General features: G+C 54.4%; 13 protein-coding genes. 5 read left to right on the top strand and 8 right to left on the bottom strand.

Annotation, left to right across the window (positions count from 1 at the left end; translation table 11 throughout):
• Position 1 precedes the first annotated feature (1 nt).
• Entirely contained in the window at positions 2-184 is a 183-nt protein-coding gene (locus PYW49_RS18520; RefSeq protein ID WP_008500307.1) for a YodC family protein, read from the bottom strand.
• A 78-nt stretch (positions 185-262) separates the two neighbouring features.
• Positions 263-1,183: a DUF808 domain-containing protein gene (locus tag PYW49_RS18525; protein WP_353620355.1), complete on the bottom strand. Its 921-nt coding sequence runs from the start codon at positions 1,181-1,183 to the stop codon at positions 263-265.
• Positions 1,184-1,352: 169 nt separating this feature from the next.
• Between PYW49_RS18525 and yedA the strand changes: the two genes are divergently transcribed.
• Positions 1,353-2,267 (top strand): drug/metabolite exporter YedA, encoded by a 915-nt coding sequence (yedA, locus tag PYW49_RS18530; RefSeq protein WP_320387163.1) that lies wholly within the window; start codon positions 1,353-1,355, stop codon positions 2,265-2,267.
• Here yedA and PYW49_RS18535 read toward each other — a convergent pair.
• The 3 genes from PYW49_RS18535 to PYW49_RS18545 form a co-directional block, all read right to left on the bottom strand.
• Positions 2,239-2,730 carry a very short patch repair endonuclease gene (locus PYW49_RS18535; protein WP_320387164.1) on the bottom strand — a complete coding sequence of 164 codons (492 nt, stop codon included), beginning with the start codon at positions 2,728-2,730 and terminating at the stop codon, positions 2,239-2,241. The two genes, yedA and PYW49_RS18535, sit on opposite strands and share 29 nt — an antisense overlap.
• Positions 2,711-4,126 (bottom strand): DNA cytosine methyltransferase, encoded by a 1,416-nt coding sequence (locus tag PYW49_RS18540; protein ID WP_320387165.1) that lies wholly within the window; start codon positions 4,124-4,126, stop codon positions 2,711-2,713. Before PYW49_RS18540 ends, PYW49_RS18535 begins: the two co-directional genes overlap by 20 nt.
• Before the next feature lie 61 nt (positions 4,127-4,187).
• Complete coding sequence (locus tag PYW49_RS18545) at positions 4,188-4,889, bottom strand: phosphohydrolase (RefSeq protein ID WP_134348051.1); 702 nt, start codon at positions 4,887-4,889, stop codon at positions 4,188-4,190.
• A gap of 284 nt (positions 4,890-5,173) precedes the next feature.
• On the opposite strand from PYW49_RS18545, the gene ompC reads away from it, so the two are divergent.
• On the top strand, positions 5,174-6,337 hold the full coding sequence (ompC, locus tag PYW49_RS18550) for a porin OmpC (RefSeq protein WP_320387166.1): 1,164 nt from the start codon (positions 5,174-5,176) through the stop codon (positions 6,335-6,337).
• Positions 6,338-6,388: 51 nt separating this feature from the next.
• Here ompC and PYW49_RS18555 read toward each other — a convergent pair whose 3' ends face one another.
• Positions 6,389-7,252 carry an N-acetylmuramic acid 6-phosphate etherase gene (locus PYW49_RS18555; RefSeq protein WP_320387167.1) on the bottom strand — a complete coding sequence of 288 codons (864 nt, stop codon included), beginning with the start codon at positions 7,250-7,252 and terminating at the stop codon, positions 6,389-6,391.
• A gap of 164 nt (positions 7,253-7,416) precedes the next feature.
• On the opposite strand from PYW49_RS18555, the gene PYW49_RS18560 reads away from it, so the two are divergent.
• Both PYW49_RS18560 and dcuR read left to right on the top strand, forming a co-directional pair.
• On the top strand, positions 7,417-9,033 hold the full coding sequence (locus PYW49_RS18560) for a sensor histidine kinase (RefSeq protein ID WP_320387168.1): 1,617 nt from the start codon (positions 7,417-7,419) through the stop codon (positions 9,031-9,033).
• Positions 9,030-9,749 carry a two-component system response regulator DcuR gene (gene dcuR, locus PYW49_RS18565; protein WP_320387169.1) on the top strand — a complete coding sequence of 240 codons (720 nt, stop codon included), beginning with the start codon at positions 9,030-9,032 and terminating at the stop codon, positions 9,747-9,749. Before PYW49_RS18560 ends, dcuR begins: the two co-directional genes overlap by 4 nt.
• Here the strand turns inward: dcuR and PYW49_RS18570 are convergent.
• Both PYW49_RS18570 and PYW49_RS18575 read right to left on the bottom strand, forming a co-directional pair.
• Complete coding sequence (locus PYW49_RS18570) at positions 9,730-10,692, bottom strand: FAD:protein FMN transferase (RefSeq protein ID WP_320387170.1); 963 nt, start codon at positions 10,690-10,692, stop codon at positions 9,730-9,732. The genes dcuR and PYW49_RS18570 overlap by 20 nt on opposite strands.
• A 94-nt stretch (positions 10,693-10,786) precedes the next feature.
• Positions 10,787-13,567, bottom strand: a complete 2,781-nt coding sequence (locus tag PYW49_RS18575; RefSeq protein WP_320387171.1) for a flavocytochrome c — start codon at positions 13,565-13,567, stop codon at positions 10,787-10,789.
• 609 nt (positions 13,568-14,176) lie between these two features.
• Here PYW49_RS18575 and PYW49_RS18580 point away from each other — a divergent pair.
• Positions 14,177-15,685, top strand: coding sequence for an anion permease (locus PYW49_RS18580; RefSeq protein WP_134348045.1), 1,509 nt, complete (start codon positions 14,177-14,179; stop codon positions 15,683-15,685).
• The last annotated feature ends 53 nt before the right edge of the window (positions 15,686-15,738 follow it).

Here is a 15,738-nt window from a genome sequence, read left to right on the forward strand (position 1 = left end):
ATTAAGCCTTGTCCCGCTTGTGCTGCCCGTCACCCGGCTGAAGCTCATCTTCACGAAATGCTTCCCGCTTGATGCTATAGCCATCGTGCCACCGACATTCCACCATTCCGCTGGAATACCCGGTGACAATCATACGTGGGCCGCCCTTCTTAGGCTTAACTTCATCACTGACCAAAAAGACCATACCTGCCTCCTGTATCAGGGTGAAACTGTTTCAATTTAGACGAGGAATGGTCTTTTTGCATCCCACAGCGGGTAACAATTAGTGCGACGTGCCGCGTATTTTCTCAACCAGTTTCACCGCCGCGACGACGATAGCGCCAACGATAAAGCCCAGCACCAGATTCAGCAGAGTAGGCAGAATCGCCGCGACAACAGCACCCTGCGCCGAGGAGAAATGTTCAATAGCATGATGCAGCGGCGCAATGCCGTGAACCACAATACCGCCGCCCACGAGGAACATCGCCAGCGTGCCCACCACGGACAAACTCTTCATCAGCCAGGGGGCCAGTACCAGCAGGCTCTTGCCGATGCCTTTTGCCACCGCGCTTGATTTCGTCTCCAGCCAGTAGCCAATATCATCCAGCTTAACGATCAATCCGACCAGGCCGTACACGCCTACCGTGACCAGAATGGCAATGCCGGAAAGGATCAGAACCTGATTCAGGAGCGGCGCGTCAGACACAATGCCAAGCGTAATGGCAACAATTTCCGCGGACAGAATAAAGTCGGTCCGAATGGCACCTTTGACTTTATCGCGCTCGAAGGTTTTCGGATCCTGAGCGGCCAGCGCTTCAAGACGCTGCTGGCGCATCTCCGGCGTATCGCTCTCCTTGCGCGCGCTAAAGGAGTGCAGGACTTTCTCCACCCCCTCGAAGCAGAGAAATGCCCCGCCAATCATCAGCAGCGGCGTGATAGCCCAGGGAATAAAGGCGCTGATCAACAGCGCCAGCGGTACCAGAATCACCTTATTCAGGAAGGAGCCTTTCGCCACGCCCCACACCACCGGCAATTCACGGTTAGCCCTCACGCCACTCACCTGTTGGGCGTTAAGCGATAAATCATCTCCCAGCACACCTGCGGTTTTCTTCGCCGCCAGTTTACCCATCACCGAAATATCATCCAGTAAGGTGGCAATATCATCCAGCAATGTTAATAAGCTACTTCCTGCCAAAATCTTCATCCTTCATTTTTTGGTAATTAAGTGAATAGTATGGAGCAAAAGCGCAAACCCGGAAACAGGCACCTCGCGTCAACAAAAAATTAACATCGACTGCACAATTAAAGGACTCGCCAGCACGATAGTTTTCGCGTTTACTATCAGCGACCTTTTTATTACGTCGTGAGGGATTATGCGTTTCCGGCAATTGCTACCGCTCATTGGGGCACTCTTTTCGCTGTACATCATCTGGGGTTCAACCTACTTTGTCATTCGCATCGGCGTGGAAAGCTGGCCGCCACTGATGATGGCGGGCATCCGCTTCCTCTCGGCTGGCGTCTTGCTGCTCGCGTTCCTGCTGCTGCGCGGACATAAACTTCCCCCTCTGCGCCCGATGCTGAATGCCGCCCTGATCGGCCTGCTGCTGCTGGCGGTGGGAAATGGGTTTGTGACGATTGCCGAGCACCAGAACGTACCGTCCGGGATCGCCGCCGTGGTCGTTGCTACCGTACCGCTCTTCACCCTCTGCTTCAGCCGCCTGTTTGGCATCCGCACCCGCAAGCTGGAATGGCTGGGAATTGGCATAGGACTGACCGGCATTATTCTGCTCAATAGCGGCGGTAACCTGAGCGGGAATCCGTGGGGCGCAGTGATTATCCTGATAGGCTCGATCAGCTGGGCGTTTGGTTCCGTATACGGTTCACGTATCGAGCTCCCCACCGGCATGATGGCCGGCGCGATTGAGATGCTCGCTGCTGGGATTGTACTGCTTCTCGCCTCCACGCTGACGGGAGAAAAGCTGACTACCATGCCGGACCTGTCGGGCTTTCTCGCGGTAGGGTATCTGGCGCTGTTTGGCTCTGTCATCGCCATTAATGCCTATATGTTCCTGATCCGCAACGTTTCCCCGGCGGTCGCCACCAGCTATGCCTACGTCAACCCGGTCGTGGCCGTGCTGCTCGGTACGGAATTAGGCGGAGAAACGCTCTCTTCCATTGAATGGGTTGCTTTAGGGGTGATTGTTTTTGCCGTCGTGCTGGTCACCTTAGGCAAATATTTGCTGCCTGCAAAACCGGTGGTCACCCCTTGCGAGGTGGAGAAACCGTAAGCAGGTGAATACCCTGCGTGTCGATCTGCGCGGTCTGGCCGCCGCCGCAGATCCACTCTTCCAGCCGTTCCGACAGTTCAACATCATTCAGTTTTAATCTGCCCCTCAGCGCACACTCCCAGACGATCAGCACCCGCCAGCCCTGCGCAATCAGCGCGGTGAGATCCCGCTTGTCGCGTTCGACATTCTTGCCAATCTTATCCAGCCAGAATTCGGTGCGCGTCGCGGGGACTTTAAAAAGGTAGCAGTCGTGGTGGTGCCAGAAACAGCCGTGGGTAAAGATGATGCATTGCCATGCGTCGATGACGAAATCGGGGCGACCCGCCAGAGCGGCATCCTGCGCGCGGAAATCAAATCCCGCCTGCGTCAGCAGCGCGGCCAGGCGCTTTTCAATGGCGGTGTCACGCGTGCCGATGGCACGCATGTTTTTACTGCGCGTCGCCTTATCGTGAACATCCGTCATTGACGGCCTCACCCTGACGGAGCGCTACCGCCTGTCTGATGCGCGAGGCCAGCAGTTTTGCCACGGCCGCGAACGCGGGAACCACTACCGAGTTACCAAACTGACGGTACGCCTGGGTGTCCGAAACCGGAATGCGGAAGCGGTAGCCCTGCGGGGATTCAAAGCCCATCAGCCGGGCGCATTCCCGCGGCGTTAAGCGTCGCGGACGGTGACGCTGGTTGTGCGGATCGTCGAAATCTTTTTCACCCAGCGCCTTGTCCCAGCCTCTGTCGATAAGGATTTCCGCTCCGTCTTTGTAGTAGCGAGCGGACAACGTGCGGGTCACGCTGTGCGGATCGTTCGGGTTGACCATCCCAAAACCGAAGCCGTTGCCTTTCGCCTGATGTTTCTTGGCATAGCGGTAGAGATATTTCCACAGCACCGGGGTGAGGATAAATTTCGCGTCAACGACAGGTTCCAGGAGGTCGGCCACGCTGGGACGGCGTTCGGGGTACAAAGACGGGATATCCCGCAGGGTGAAGTCACCCTTCAGATTGAGATCGCGGCGGAAACCCACCAGCACGATACGTTCGCGATGCTGGGGCAGAAAATGTTTCCCATCAATGATTTTTGGGTCATCCGCGCCCATGTCCTGGGAATCGGCCACGTCATAACCCAGCTCATCCAGGGTTTGCATGATAATGCGGAAAGTTTTCCCGCCGTCGTGGCTTTTTAAATTTTTAACGTTTTCCAGCACAAAAATGGCCGGACGACGGGCGTCAATGATACGGGCCACGTCAAAAAACAGCGTTCCCTGCGTATCGCAGGCAAAACCGTGGGCGCGTCCGAGGGCATTCTTTTTTGAAACGCCGGCCAGCGAGAAAGGCTGGCACGGGAAACCTGCCAGCAGCACGTCATGGGCCGGGATCGTCTGGCGAATGTGTTCGGCAGCTTGTTCATCGCTCACCCCGCTTTTATGGCTCAGGGTGACATCGCGGATATCCGCGTTGAAATGATGCTCGTGGGGATCGCAGTACCAGTTAGCCTTGTAGGTACGCACGGCGTGTTTGTTCCACTCGCTGGTAAACACGCACTGGCCACCGATAGCTTCAAAACCGTGTCGGATACCGCCGATACCGGCAAACAGATCGATAAAGCGGAAGGCATAGTTCGGGTGCGCGGCAGAAGGACGCGGAAGCAAGTTTTGCAGATAACGAAACTCGCCTTCACTCAGGCGACGCCCAGCTCGCTCGCTGGTCAGCAGACGTTTAAGAATGGCCGGGCTCCAGTGGCTCTCACCCTGTGCCACCAGCAGATTTGCCAGCGTTTTAGCATCATAGATATCCAACAGCTGGCCCAGTAACGCCTGCACCGTTGCCGTTGTTTTCTCAGCCTGCTCAGGCGCGGGCTCTGTCACTGATCGTTTTTCCTGCATTCTTTTAACCGGAGAATAAAGACTGGGAACAGATTACCACAGTTCATTCGCGCAAACTGCGACGGAAACGGCTCAGCACCTGGCTATCCATCCCGATGCAGTCGCCGTGTAATTCAGCACTGAGTTTCGCCATAAACTGGATCAGGAAATCGGCGTTGTGACGTGCCAGCTCGCGGCCCATTTCGGTTTGCATTGTATCAGGCAAGCGCAGCAGCTTGGTCTGAAAATGGTCGAGGGCAAACGCACGATCGTCCAGCGGACGCGCATCGGCAAACGGATCGTCTGCGTCAAAAAGCGGTACGCCCAGCGCACCCGAGACGGCAAAAACGCGCGCCAGACCAATAGCCCCTAACGCTTCCAGCCGGTCAGCGTCCTGCACAATTTTGGCTTCCATGCTCTGCGGCACAATCCCGGCGCTGAAGCTGTGCGCCTCAACAGCATGTTCCACGGCGGCATAGCATTCAGACGGGAAGTCCGGGAAGTCGCGGCGCAGAATGGCACTCGTCTTGCGGGCTGCCAGCTGGGATGACCGGCTGCGTTCAGGGTGGTTTTTCGGCAGGCTGACGATATCGTGGAAATAGCATGCGGTCAGGACCACCAGCGGATCGGCCGCCTGATGAGCCATGATTTTTTGCGCCGTCATCCAGACACGACGAAAGTGCGAAATATCATGTGCGGTATCGTCGGTCGTGTGGTTTTCCTCTAGCCATCGCTCAAAGCTATGCTGCCACCGGGCAAGTTCCATCGTTACATCCTGTTGTAAAAAAGGGAATGAATTATAACATAGCCGAATTAAATCAATTTAAAAATAGAACTACGAAATACTTAATAATAATTACACCATATAAATTCAATGAATTAATTCACAAGAAAAATAAAGAGATTAATAGAAATATTTTGCAATATTTGAACGAATTTAATTACATTTATTTTTGAAACTAAACAACAACTCCTGGAATAGTATCGACCCTGTAATTATGGAGAGTGATTACATATATTCATATAAATTATCTTTCAAGGGAATATATAATGAAAAGAAAAGTTCTGGCGATTCTTGTACCCGCGTTATTAATGGCTGGCGCAGCAAATGCGGCTGAGATGTACAACAAAAATGGCAACAAAGTTGACCTGTACGGTAAGGTTGATGCGCGTCATACCTTCTCTGACAACCCTGGCGACGATGGCGATGAAACCTATGTCCAGATTGGTTTCAAAGGCGAAACCCAGATCACCAACGATCTGATCGGTTACGGCCAGTGGGAATATAAAACCTACGCGAATAATACCGAGTCAGCCAGCGATAAATCCTTTAATCGTCTGGCGTATGCAGGCCTGAAATATGGCGAATACGGTTCATTTGATTACGGTCGTAATTACGGCGTCGTGTACGACGTTGAAGCCTGGACCGATATGCTGCCTGTATTTGGTGGCGATTCTTACACCTGGACCGATAACTTCATGAACGGCCGTGCTAACGGTCTGGCAACCTACCGTAATACGGATTTCTTCGGTCTGGTTGAAGGTCTGAATTTTGCGCTGCAATATCAGGGTGCAAATGAAGGTCAATATGCTCAAGAAGACCAGGAAGGCACCAAAAACGGTCATCCTGATGTTCGTTTCCAGAATGGTGACGGCTTCGGTATGTCTACCTCCTATGACTTCTCTGGCGATCTGTCTGGCCTGAGTCTGGGTGCAGCGTACTCTTCTTCTGATCGTACAAACAAACAAGAAGGTTTAGGCTATAACAGTGCCCTTATTGCTGGGGGCGAAAAAGCAGATGTATGGACTGTTGGCGCTAAATACGATGCAAACAGCATTTATCTGGCAATGATGTATGCACAAACTCGCAACATGACACCATATGGCGATAACGGCATTGCTGATGAAACGCAAAACTTTGAAGCCGTAGCTCAATATCAGTTCGATTTTGGCCTTCGTCCTTCCCTGGCATGGGTTTACTCTAAAGGTAAAGACATGACTTATCCAGGTAACCGCAGCAATCCTCAGGGTCAACACGGCGACATGGATCTCGTGAACTATATCGACCTTGGCATGACCTACACCTTCAATAAAAACTTCTCTACCTACGTTGATTACAAAATCAACCTGCTGGATGAAGATAAGTATTTCTATGAAGCAAACGGCATCGCAACGGACGATATCGTTGGCGTAGGCATGACCTACCAGTTCTAATTCCCAACATACTAAAGGCCGCAAATGCGGCCTTTTTTTACGCTTTAGAACCTACGGCGCTTCCTGCAGCGCCACGCGGATAAACCCGTTATTCTGCGCCAGCAGCTCATGGGCTTTCCACGCATCCAGCCCTGTCAGCACCATCAGTATCGCCGTTTTACAGTTATGGTTACTGCTCTCCAGCGCGGCTTTTGCCTCCGCCCGGGTGCATCCCCCCGCTTCCATCACAATGGCGATTTGCCGCTCAGCCCATTTGGTATTGCTTGCTTCAAGATCCACGCGCAGGTTGCTGTAAACGCGTCCGGTTCGGACGGCTAGCCCGGTTGCGATCATCGAGAGGATCATTTTTTGCGCAATCCCCGCTTTGGTGTTGAGGTAGCCAGCAACAACATCAGCACCCAATTCCGGAGCGATGACCATGCTCGCCAGCTGCGCGGCTTCGCTTTGCGCATCACCGGTGATGATGGCGACCGGCGAACCCAGCGACCACGCATGGCGCATTGCCCCCCAGACCCACGGCGTTTTTCCGCTGACGCTTACTGCCAGCATCATATCGTGTTCACCAAATTTGATGGCCTGCAGGTCGGCAACGCCGCGCTCGTAGCTCCCTTCCCCTTCTTGTGCCGTAACGGCCATCACAGGGGTTTTGCCCGGCGCATATTCATCGGCAACCTGTTGTGCGACGCAGCCTGACGGCCCCGCGCCGACAATGACCAGACGCCCCCCGTGGCTGAGGGTCGCGGCGGCGATATCCACCACGCGGGCGATAGTATGTAAACAAGGGGTGATAGCCGCAGAAATGAGTGCATCATCCTGGTGAATGACTTTCAGCATGTCCAGCGTGGACAATCGATCAATATTCATCGTGCTGGCGTGCCGTCTTTCCTTGACCGAACCGGTAAGCATAATGCTCATAAACAGCCTCCTTATTATGAGTACACACACACTATAAAGTGTTTTATATAGATGACCTGCGAGGGGGGTCACGAAAAGAGGACCAAATCCACGCCTTTACATGGCTTTAAGAAAAGCGCGTCATCAGCGATAATTACCCCTTTCTTAATCATCGCGGAGTGTTGATGAGCGATTTGCAGCCTTTCCTTCCGACGCGCAAGCGCCCCATGAAGCTGAACACGCTGGTCACGCTGATGGTGTGCGCGATTATTGCCTCTGTGCTACTGGTGGTCTTTGCGCTCTATTCCGTACAAATCACCCGGGCGACCCGCGATGATGTAAAAGATACGGCTCTGGGTATCGCCAGAACGCTGGCTAACAGCCCGGATATCCAGCGCGGCCTGATGCAGGCACCGCAGGAGAATATTATTCAGCCCATCGCCCAGGCGGTGACGAAACGAAACGATCTACTGTTCACCGTGGTGACCGATATGCGCGGGATCCGCTATTCTCACCCGAACGAGGCGCTGCTGGGGCTGCATTTTATCGGCGACGATTTAACTCCCGCGCTGGAAGGTAAAGAAAACGTATCGGTTAACCGGGGCGCGCTCGCCGAAGCGCTTCGCGTTTTCACCCCCGTTTACGACAGCCAGCACGATCAGATCGGCGTGGTGGTGGTCGGTATCTCCCTCAAAAAAGTCGAAGAACAGATTGCCCGCGGGCGGCTCAACGCCGTCTGGACCATTTTGTTCAGTATTTTTATGAGCTCTATGGGGATTTGGGGCCTGGTACGGGTACTGAAACGCATCCTGTTCGGGCTCGAACCCTACGAAATTTCCGCCTTGTTTGAACAGCGTCAGGCGATGCTGCAGTCGCTGCGAGAAGGAGTTCTGGCCGTCGATATTCACGGGCGCGTGACGATGATTAATCAGACCGCCAGAGAAATACTGCTTCTCCCCTCAGGCAAGCAGACCGAAAACGCCAGCGCTCCCCTGCTGGCCAGCCTGCGGGAAGTCTCAAAGACGGGCGTTGCGCGCCAGGATCAGGAGATCAGCTGCAACGGCCGGCTGCTGCTGTGCAACATGGTGCCCGTTAAAAGTCAGGATCGGGTGATCGGCGCCATCACCACCTTCCGCGATAAAACGGAAATCAGCCAGCTGATGCAGCGTATCGATGGCATGGTCAATTACGTCGACGCCCTGCGTGCCCATACGCACGAGTTTATGAACAAGCTGCACGTGATCCTGGGCCTGCTGCACATTAAGCGCTACGACAAGCTGGAAGAGTACATTATCCAGACGGCCCATCATTATCAGACGGATATCGGTACGATACAGAGCAAGGTAAAATCTCCGGTGATTGCCGGATTCCTGCTGGGTAAAATCAACCGGGCGAAAGAAGCGGGCGTCACCCTGACGCTTGCGGATGAATGCCAGATCCCGGATACCGCCAGCGAAGAGCAGGTCGCGGTGCTGATCACCGCGCTGGGTAATCTTATTGAAAACGCGCTCGACGCGATGCAAGGCCAGCCGGAAGGCGAAATCAGCCTGCTGCTGCATTACCAGAACGGCTGGCTCAGCTGTGAAGTCAGCGACGATGGCCCCGGCATTGATCCCACTCAGCTGGAGGCTATTTTTACAAAGGGCTTCTCAACAAAAGGTGAAAACCGTGGCGTTGGGCTGTTCCTTGCTCGCCAGCAAATCCAGAACCTCGGCGGCGATATCACCGTCGAGTCTGAGCCAGGCGTATTTACCCAATTTTTTGTTCACATCCCCTGGGATAGCGAGAGGAATATCGCGTGATAAATGTATTAATTGTCGATGATGACGCCATGGTAGCCGACCTCAACCGTCTGTATGTCAACCGTGTTGAAGGCTTTAGCTGCTGCGGCGTCGCCTCCACGCTAAATCAGGCTGAGGCCATCATTAATAACCCCAGCCAGCCTGTCGATCTGGTGCTGCTGGATGTCTACATGCAGCAGGATAACGGACTGGATCTGCTGCCCGTTATTCGCGCGTCCGGCCGCCCAATCGATGTGATTATGATCTCCTCGGCCGCCGACGCCGCCACGATCCAGACCTCCATCCATTACGGCGTGGTGGATTATCTGATAAAGCCGTTCCAGTTCCCGCGCTTTGAAGAGGCGCTGAACGGCTGGAAGGCAAAGCACAACCTGATGGGATCGCACCAGTATTATGAGCAGGCGGACGTCGACCGGCTGATCCACGGCGGGGCGCCGGAGCTGGCGGACAGTAAAAAGCTGCCGAAAGGGTTAACGCCGCAAACGCTGCGCACGATTTGCCAGTGGATCGACGCACACCCGGAGATGGAGTTTTCCACCGATGACCTGGCAAGCGCGGTCAATATCTCCCGCGTGTCCTGCCGCAAGTACCTGATCTGGCTGGCGCAAATCAATATTCTCTTCACCAGCATTCACTACGGTGCCACCGGGCGTCCGGTGTATCGCTACCGTCTCCAGCCGGAGCAGACGGGCCTGCTCAAGCAATACTGTCAGTAACGCGATAGCCGTTATCCAGCAGCGTGAAGCGGAAGTGGTGCATCGAGGAGATCACCACTTCTTTTGTTTTGGTTACAAAAATCGCTTCAATATCAGGACGAGCGCGCAGCGCAGCGCAGCCCTTTTCAACGCCCATGCCGTACATCAGCGTGGTCCAGATATCACCGTCGATGGAATTTTTAGAAATAATGGTCACGCTATCCAGTTCGTTATCCAGCGGATACCCGGTGCGCGGATCGAGAATGTGGTGGTAACGCTTGCCGTCTTGTTCAAAATAGCGCTCGTACGTTCCCGATGTAACGACGGACAGGTTCTCAACGGTCATGGTGCCGATCAGCGCCTCTCCGGCGAACGGTTTTTTAAGCCCCACGCTCCAGCCCCCTTCCGGCGAGCCCAGCGTCTGGATATTCCCCCCGAGGTTAATCAGCCCCAGCTTCGCGCCCTCTTTATGAAGGTAATCACGCACCCTGTCGGCAATATACCCTTTGGCGATGGCTCCCAGATCGATCTCCATCCCCGCTCTGGTCAGAAACACGCTGCTGCTGGCCTCATCAAGAATGACATCCTCAGGACGGGTAATTGCAAGCAGCGATGCAATTTCATCAGCAGGCGGAACGCGGTCTCCCTGAAAGCCAATTTTCCAGCGCTTCACCAGCGGACCAATGGTCAGGTTAAAGGCGCTGTCCTTGAGCAGGCTTGCCGCTTTTGCACAGCGGATCAGCTCAAACACCGGCCGACTGACGGCGACCGGATGCTGACCGGCCGCATGGTTGATGTCCATGACCTGCGAGTGCGCGCGGTTGACGGTGAGCAGATCTTCATACTGTTTGATCAGGCGAAACACGCGGGACGCGAGGGCTTCGTCATGGGAGAAGAGTTTCAGGAGGATGGGCGACCCCATCAGAACGGCGGAGTAACTGTAGACGCGGTTGTCATCAGACATGGCATGTTTCCTCAGATGTAGCCCCGGCAAGCACCGCGCCGCCGGGGAAATTGCCGGATAGCGCTGCGCGTATCCGGCCTACATAGCAGGTGCCTTACGTTCTTTTTGAGCGCATCGCCGCCTGATGTCCGGCAAGCGTACCAAAAATAATGATATCTGCCACTGCGTTACCGCCGATACGGTTACCGCCGTGGATCCCGCCGACCACTTCACCGGCAGCAAACGCGCCTGGCAGCACGTTGTGGTTGCTGTCCAGCACGCAGGTTTCGGTATTGATGGTCACGCCACCCATAGTGTGGTGCACGCCCGGCGCAATCTGAATGGCGTAGAACGGCCCTTCGTTGATCGGCGCACGCAGCGCGGTGGTACGACCAAAATCGTCATCGTGCTGTTTTTCAACGAAACCGTTGTAGCGTTCCAGAGTCGCCAGGAAAGCGTGGTAATCCATTCCCAGTTCCTCTGCCAGGGCTTTTGGCGAGCTGGCGCTGGTCACAAAGCCTTTGGCGATGTACTCATCCGCGGCTTTGTTTTTGGCACGTACGTGCTCGTCAAAGACGATGTAGGCGTATTTCTCAGGCAGGGCGATAATTGATGCCGAGACTTTATCGCGGGTCGACATTTCGTTAAAGAAGCGGTTCCCCTGCTGGTTGACAAGAATCGCCCCGCCGCCGCGGATGGATTCAGAAATCAGGTACGAGGTTTTCTGCTCCACGGTTGGGTGAATTTGGATTTCGCCCATATCCACGGTACCGGCTCCGATGCGCTCCAGCAGCGCGATGCCGCCGCCGGTCGCCCCTTTGTGGTTAGTGGTCACAAAACCTTCCAGGTCAGGGCGGTATTTCACCACCATCTGGCTGTTGGCGCTGAAGCCGCCCGTCGCCACAATCACGCTTTTGGTTGCCACGGTGAGGGTTTCGTTTTCTTCGGTCATCAGACGTACGCCGGTCACTTCGCCGTTTTCGAAGACGATGTCGCTGACGGAGGTATCCAGCATCACCTCAATGTTGCGTTTGTTGACGTTTCGCACCAGGCCACTGATCAGATAACCGCCTACCGCAGAACCGTCTTTTGGACGGTGAGTACGGTCGATGCTCATCCCGCCGGTGGTGGTGATGTCGTTAAGCATGATGCCGCGCGTTGCCAGCCACTCAATCGCCTGCGGCGCGTTCTCAACAAAGCGGCGCAGCAGTTCCGGGTTGTTCTTATTACCGCCGCCTTTCAGGCTTTCCTGGTAGAACAGCTCTTTGCTGTCCTGAATGCCTTTCACCCGCTGGAAGCGCGTCTCGGCGGCGTTCATCCCGGCAGAGGCTTTAATGGTATTACCGCCGATGGTTGGCATCTTCTCAACAATCAGCACGCTCGCACCTTCGTCGTGGGCCTGAATGGCCGCGGCCAGACCGGCACCGCCGCTGCCGACCACCACAACGTCTACGCTGCGGGTTTCGTTCGGGTCAACGCCCTCTTCCGCGGCCAGCGCTTTGCTGGATTTCAGCATCGCTTTAGAGACCGCTTTTTTCACCGCTTCGCTCTGGCTGGTTGCCCCCGTGATGGCATCCACGTGCGGGGTATTGGCGTCCAGAATGCGGGTGCGGATCTCTTCAAAGCTGGTCACAAACTCTACGTCTTCACTCGGACCAGAGGCCAGCTCGATGTCCGCTATGCGATCGGTCTCCAGGCTGACGTTAATCACCAGTTCGTTCGCGTCATCCTGCACTTTTTCCGCAAAGGTGCCCGGTTTGAATTTGGATTCGCCCATGCTCATGTCGCGGATCATCGCTTCCACCAGCGAGAAGCGCCACAGCGGTTCAGGAATGCTCAGCTCTTCGCGTTTGGTGCTGTCCATAAACAGCTCAAGACTTTCGCCAGCCGCGATGCGGTCGGTCCAGTCCGGGTAAGCGATAGTGGCGCGCCCCACGGCAATCAGGTCGTAACCGTGTTCCAGCGCTTCATTGGCATCCGCGGCATTCACCACGCCGCCCACGCCCATGACCGGAACTTGTGCCAGCGTATCAGAACGCATGGCGCAGTATTTTTCGATAAGCGGCGTCGGGTCCTGGGTATCGACAATGGAAGGACGCAGGGTAGCGCCGACGGAGAAGTGCAGATAATCCACGCCGCGCGCCGCCAGTTTTTCCAGCAGGTACATGGTGTCGTCAAAGCGGATGCCCGGGACTTCCATCTCTTCAGGGGAGAAGCGATAGCCAACGATGAACGCATCGTCCGCGTACTGGCGCACCATCTTATGGGTAATGTCCAGCACCGCCAGCGGGAATTTCGCGCGGTTATCGCGGCTGCCGCCCCACTCGTCATCGCGCTGGTTTGAGTTCGGCGAATAGAACTGCTGAATCAGATAGGTGTTTGCGCCGTGGATCTCGACACCGTCGAAGCCGGCCTGAATAGCGCGACGCACGGCTTCACCAAACTTGCCGATCATGCCTTCGACTTCTTCGCCAGTCAGGGCAGCCGGCGTCGCGGCGCCCTCGCGCGGCGCGGCAACAGCACTCGGACCAACCGGGGTACGGCCACCAATCAGTTTTGGGTCGACCATGCGGCCGCCGTGGTAGATCTGCAGCAGCGCCTTAGAGCCTTTGGATTTAATCGCCTCCGCGATTTTCGCCAGCCCGGCGATTTTCTCGTCATTATCAATACCGATCGCACCCGGGAAGGCGAGACCGAGATCGTCGACGAAGCAACACTCAACAATGATGGTGCCAATGCTGCCGGAACGGGCCCGATAGTACTCCACCAGCTCGCTGGTGACGGTACCGTCATAATAGCCGGTACAGGTTGTCATAGGGGCCATTAACAAACGGTTTTTCAGTTCAGTACCATTCGGTAATGTGAAGGGGCTAAGAATACGTTCGTTAGTGCTCATATTAGAAACTCCAAACTTTTAAAAATTAAGAATTCGTTATCGGATTGGTTTTTTATTTCGTCGTTATTTGCCGATGTCATGATATTAATATAATGATTTTTTTAGTTTCTAAAGTTATTACGTTAGTTAAAAAACTATTTAATCCCTGCGATAACATAAATAACACATTGGTGTTAGCGATTGTAATTCAGCCATTCACAATAATTTAAAACTCGTTAAATGATTAATGGTAAAACCATTTCACCACAAACCATAAAATACATTATAAATCAATGATATGAAAATTCACAAAAAGTTGAATTGTTACAAAAATGATAAAACATATTCGTAAAATACGTAATACCCACATACGCCAGAGTGGTTATTAATAAAAGCATAAAAATAACGCTGCAATTCTGTTTTTTTGATCGCGATCAATAGTTATGGCATCCAAAAGCGCAATATAAAAACATCATCATTTTTTAATTTAGCGCAAACCAAAAAGCGTTAAATCGCTATTACTGAAAATACAAAACAGCATCTTTAATAACTAAAAAAAGCAAAGAAACTTAAGAAAGCGATTTTGTTTTTCAGTGCGACCGAATTCTTGACAACTTAAGACGTGAAACTATGAACACAAAAACTGCTGTAACGCCCCCTGTGGCGAACCAGGCATCAAATGGAAACGCAAAACGATTGCTGATGATGGCGTTACCCATCATCGTCGCCGTACTGCTGCTGTTTGTTCCCGTTCCTGAAGGCTTGCCGCCTTACGCATGGCACTACTTCGCCATCTTTGTCGGCGTGATCGTCGGCTTGATCTTCGAACCGCTGCCGGGTGCGGTGATTGGCTTGACCGGCGTGGTCGCCATTGCCCTGTGCAGTCAGTGGGTGCTGTTCAGCCCTGACCAGCTGGCTGACCCGAAATTCAAGCTGGCGGGCGCCTCCTTTAAATGGGCGGTGAGCGGTTTTGGTAACTCTACCGTCTGGCTGATTTTCGGTGCCTTTATGTTCGCCGCAGGCTATGACAAAACCCGCTTCGGCCGCCGTCTGGCGCTGATTCTGGTGAAGTATCTCGGCCGTCGCAGCCTGACGCTCGGTTACGCCATTACCTTCGCAGACCTGCTGCTGGCGCCGTTTACGCCGTCCAACACCGCGCGCAGCGGCGGGACCATCTACCCGATCATCGCTAACCTGCCGCCGCTGTATGGTTCAAAACCGAACGACCCAAGCGCGCGTAAAATTGGTTCGTATCTGATGTGGGTGGCTATCACCGCGGCCTGTATCACCAGTTCAATGTTCCTCTCCGCCCTCGCGCCGAACCTGCTGGCGCTGGCGCTGGTGAAAAGTACGGTTGGGATTGATATCTCCTGGGGGACCTGGTTCCTCGCCTTCCTGCCGCTCGGCGTGCTGTTGATTCTGGTTATGCCGCTGCTGGCCTACTGGTTCTACCCACCCGAAGTGAAAGTGAATAACGAAGTACCGCTGTGGGCGACCCGTGAGCTGGAAAAACTGGGCAAACTGTCCCGCAATGAAATTCTGCTGCTGGTGTTCGTGTGCTGTGCGCTGTTGATGTGGATCTTCGCTGCCGCGTGGATTGAGCCTGCCATGGCGGCCCTGCTCATCGTGGGTCTGATGCTGTGGACCGGCGTGCTGGAGTGGAACGATATCACCGGTAACAAAGCCGCGTGGAACACCTTCGTCTGGTTCGCCACCCTGGTGGCGCTGGCAGATGGCCTCTCCTCTACCGGCTTTATCAGCTGGTTAGGTAAAGAAGGCGGTCTGTTGATGAGCGGTATCTCTCCGGGCGTGGCGACCATCGTTCTGCTGCTGGCGTTCTACCTGCTGCACTACCTGTTTGCCAGCACCACCGCGCACACCACCGCGCTGCTGCCAGCGATGCTGACCATCGCCTCCACCATTCCGGGCATGAATATGGAAGTATTCGTCCTGCTGATGGTGACCTCGCTGGGCGTAATGGGGATCATCACCCCGTACGGCACTGGTCCAAGCCCGATTTACTACGGTAGCGGCTACCTGCCAACCAAAGACTACTGGCGCCTCGGCACCATCTTCGGTGCCATCTTCCTGGCGGCCCTGCTGCTGATTGGTTATCCGTGGATGTCCATGATGTTCTGATTCCTGACCGCCGGACTTCTCCTCCGGCGGTTTTATTTTTGTGGAGCAATACG

Origin of the sequence: Enterobacter chinensis (assembly GCF_034008295.1) — a bacterium.
Classification (GTDB): domain Bacteria; phylum Pseudomonadota; class Gammaproteobacteria; order Enterobacterales; family Enterobacteriaceae; genus Enterobacter; species Enterobacter chinensis.

What these genes read in the sequence shown, in the direction of transcription:
- ompC (WP_320387166.1), top strand. Translation starts at nt 5,174, where the DNA reads ATGAAAAGAAAAGTTCTGGCGATTCTTGTACCCGCGTTATTAATGGCT.
- PYW49_RS18575 (WP_320387171.1), bottom strand. Translation starts at nt 13,567, where the DNA reads ATGAGCACTAACGAACGTATTCTTAGCCCCTTCACATTACCGAATGGT.
- PYW49_RS18535 (WP_320387164.1), bottom strand. Translation starts at nt 2,730, where the DNA reads ATGACGGATGTTCACGATAAGGCGACGCGCAGTAAAAACATGCGTGCC.
- PYW49_RS18545 (WP_134348051.1), bottom strand. Translation starts at nt 4,889, where the DNA reads ATGGAACTTGCCCGGTGGCAGCATAGCTTTGAGCGATGGCTAGAGGAA.
- PYW49_RS18570 (WP_320387170.1), bottom strand. Translation starts at nt 10,692, where the DNA reads ATGTCTGATGACAACCGCGTCTACAGTTACTCCGCCGTTCTGATGGGG.
- PYW49_RS18580 (WP_134348045.1), top strand. Translation starts at nt 14,177, where the DNA reads ATGAACACAAAAACTGCTGTAACGCCCCCTGTGGCGAACCAGGCATCA.
- yedA (WP_320387163.1), top strand. Translation starts at nt 1,353, where the DNA reads ATGCGTTTCCGGCAATTGCTACCGCTCATTGGGGCACTCTTTTCGCTG.
- PYW49_RS18555 (WP_320387167.1), bottom strand. Translation starts at nt 7,252, where the DNA reads ATGAGCATTATGCTTACCGGTTCGGTCAAGGAAAGACGGCACGCCAGC.
- PYW49_RS18525 (WP_353620355.1), bottom strand. Translation starts at nt 1,183, where the DNA reads ATGAAGATTTTGGCAGGAAGTAGCTTATTAACATTGCTGGATGATATT.
- PYW49_RS18560 (WP_320387168.1), top strand. Translation starts at nt 7,417, where the DNA reads ATGAGCGATTTGCAGCCTTTCCTTCCGACGCGCAAGCGCCCCATGAAG.
- PYW49_RS18520 (WP_008500307.1), bottom strand. Translation starts at nt 184, where the DNA reads ATGGTCTTTTTGGTCAGTGATGAAGTTAAGCCTAAGAAGGGCGGCCCA.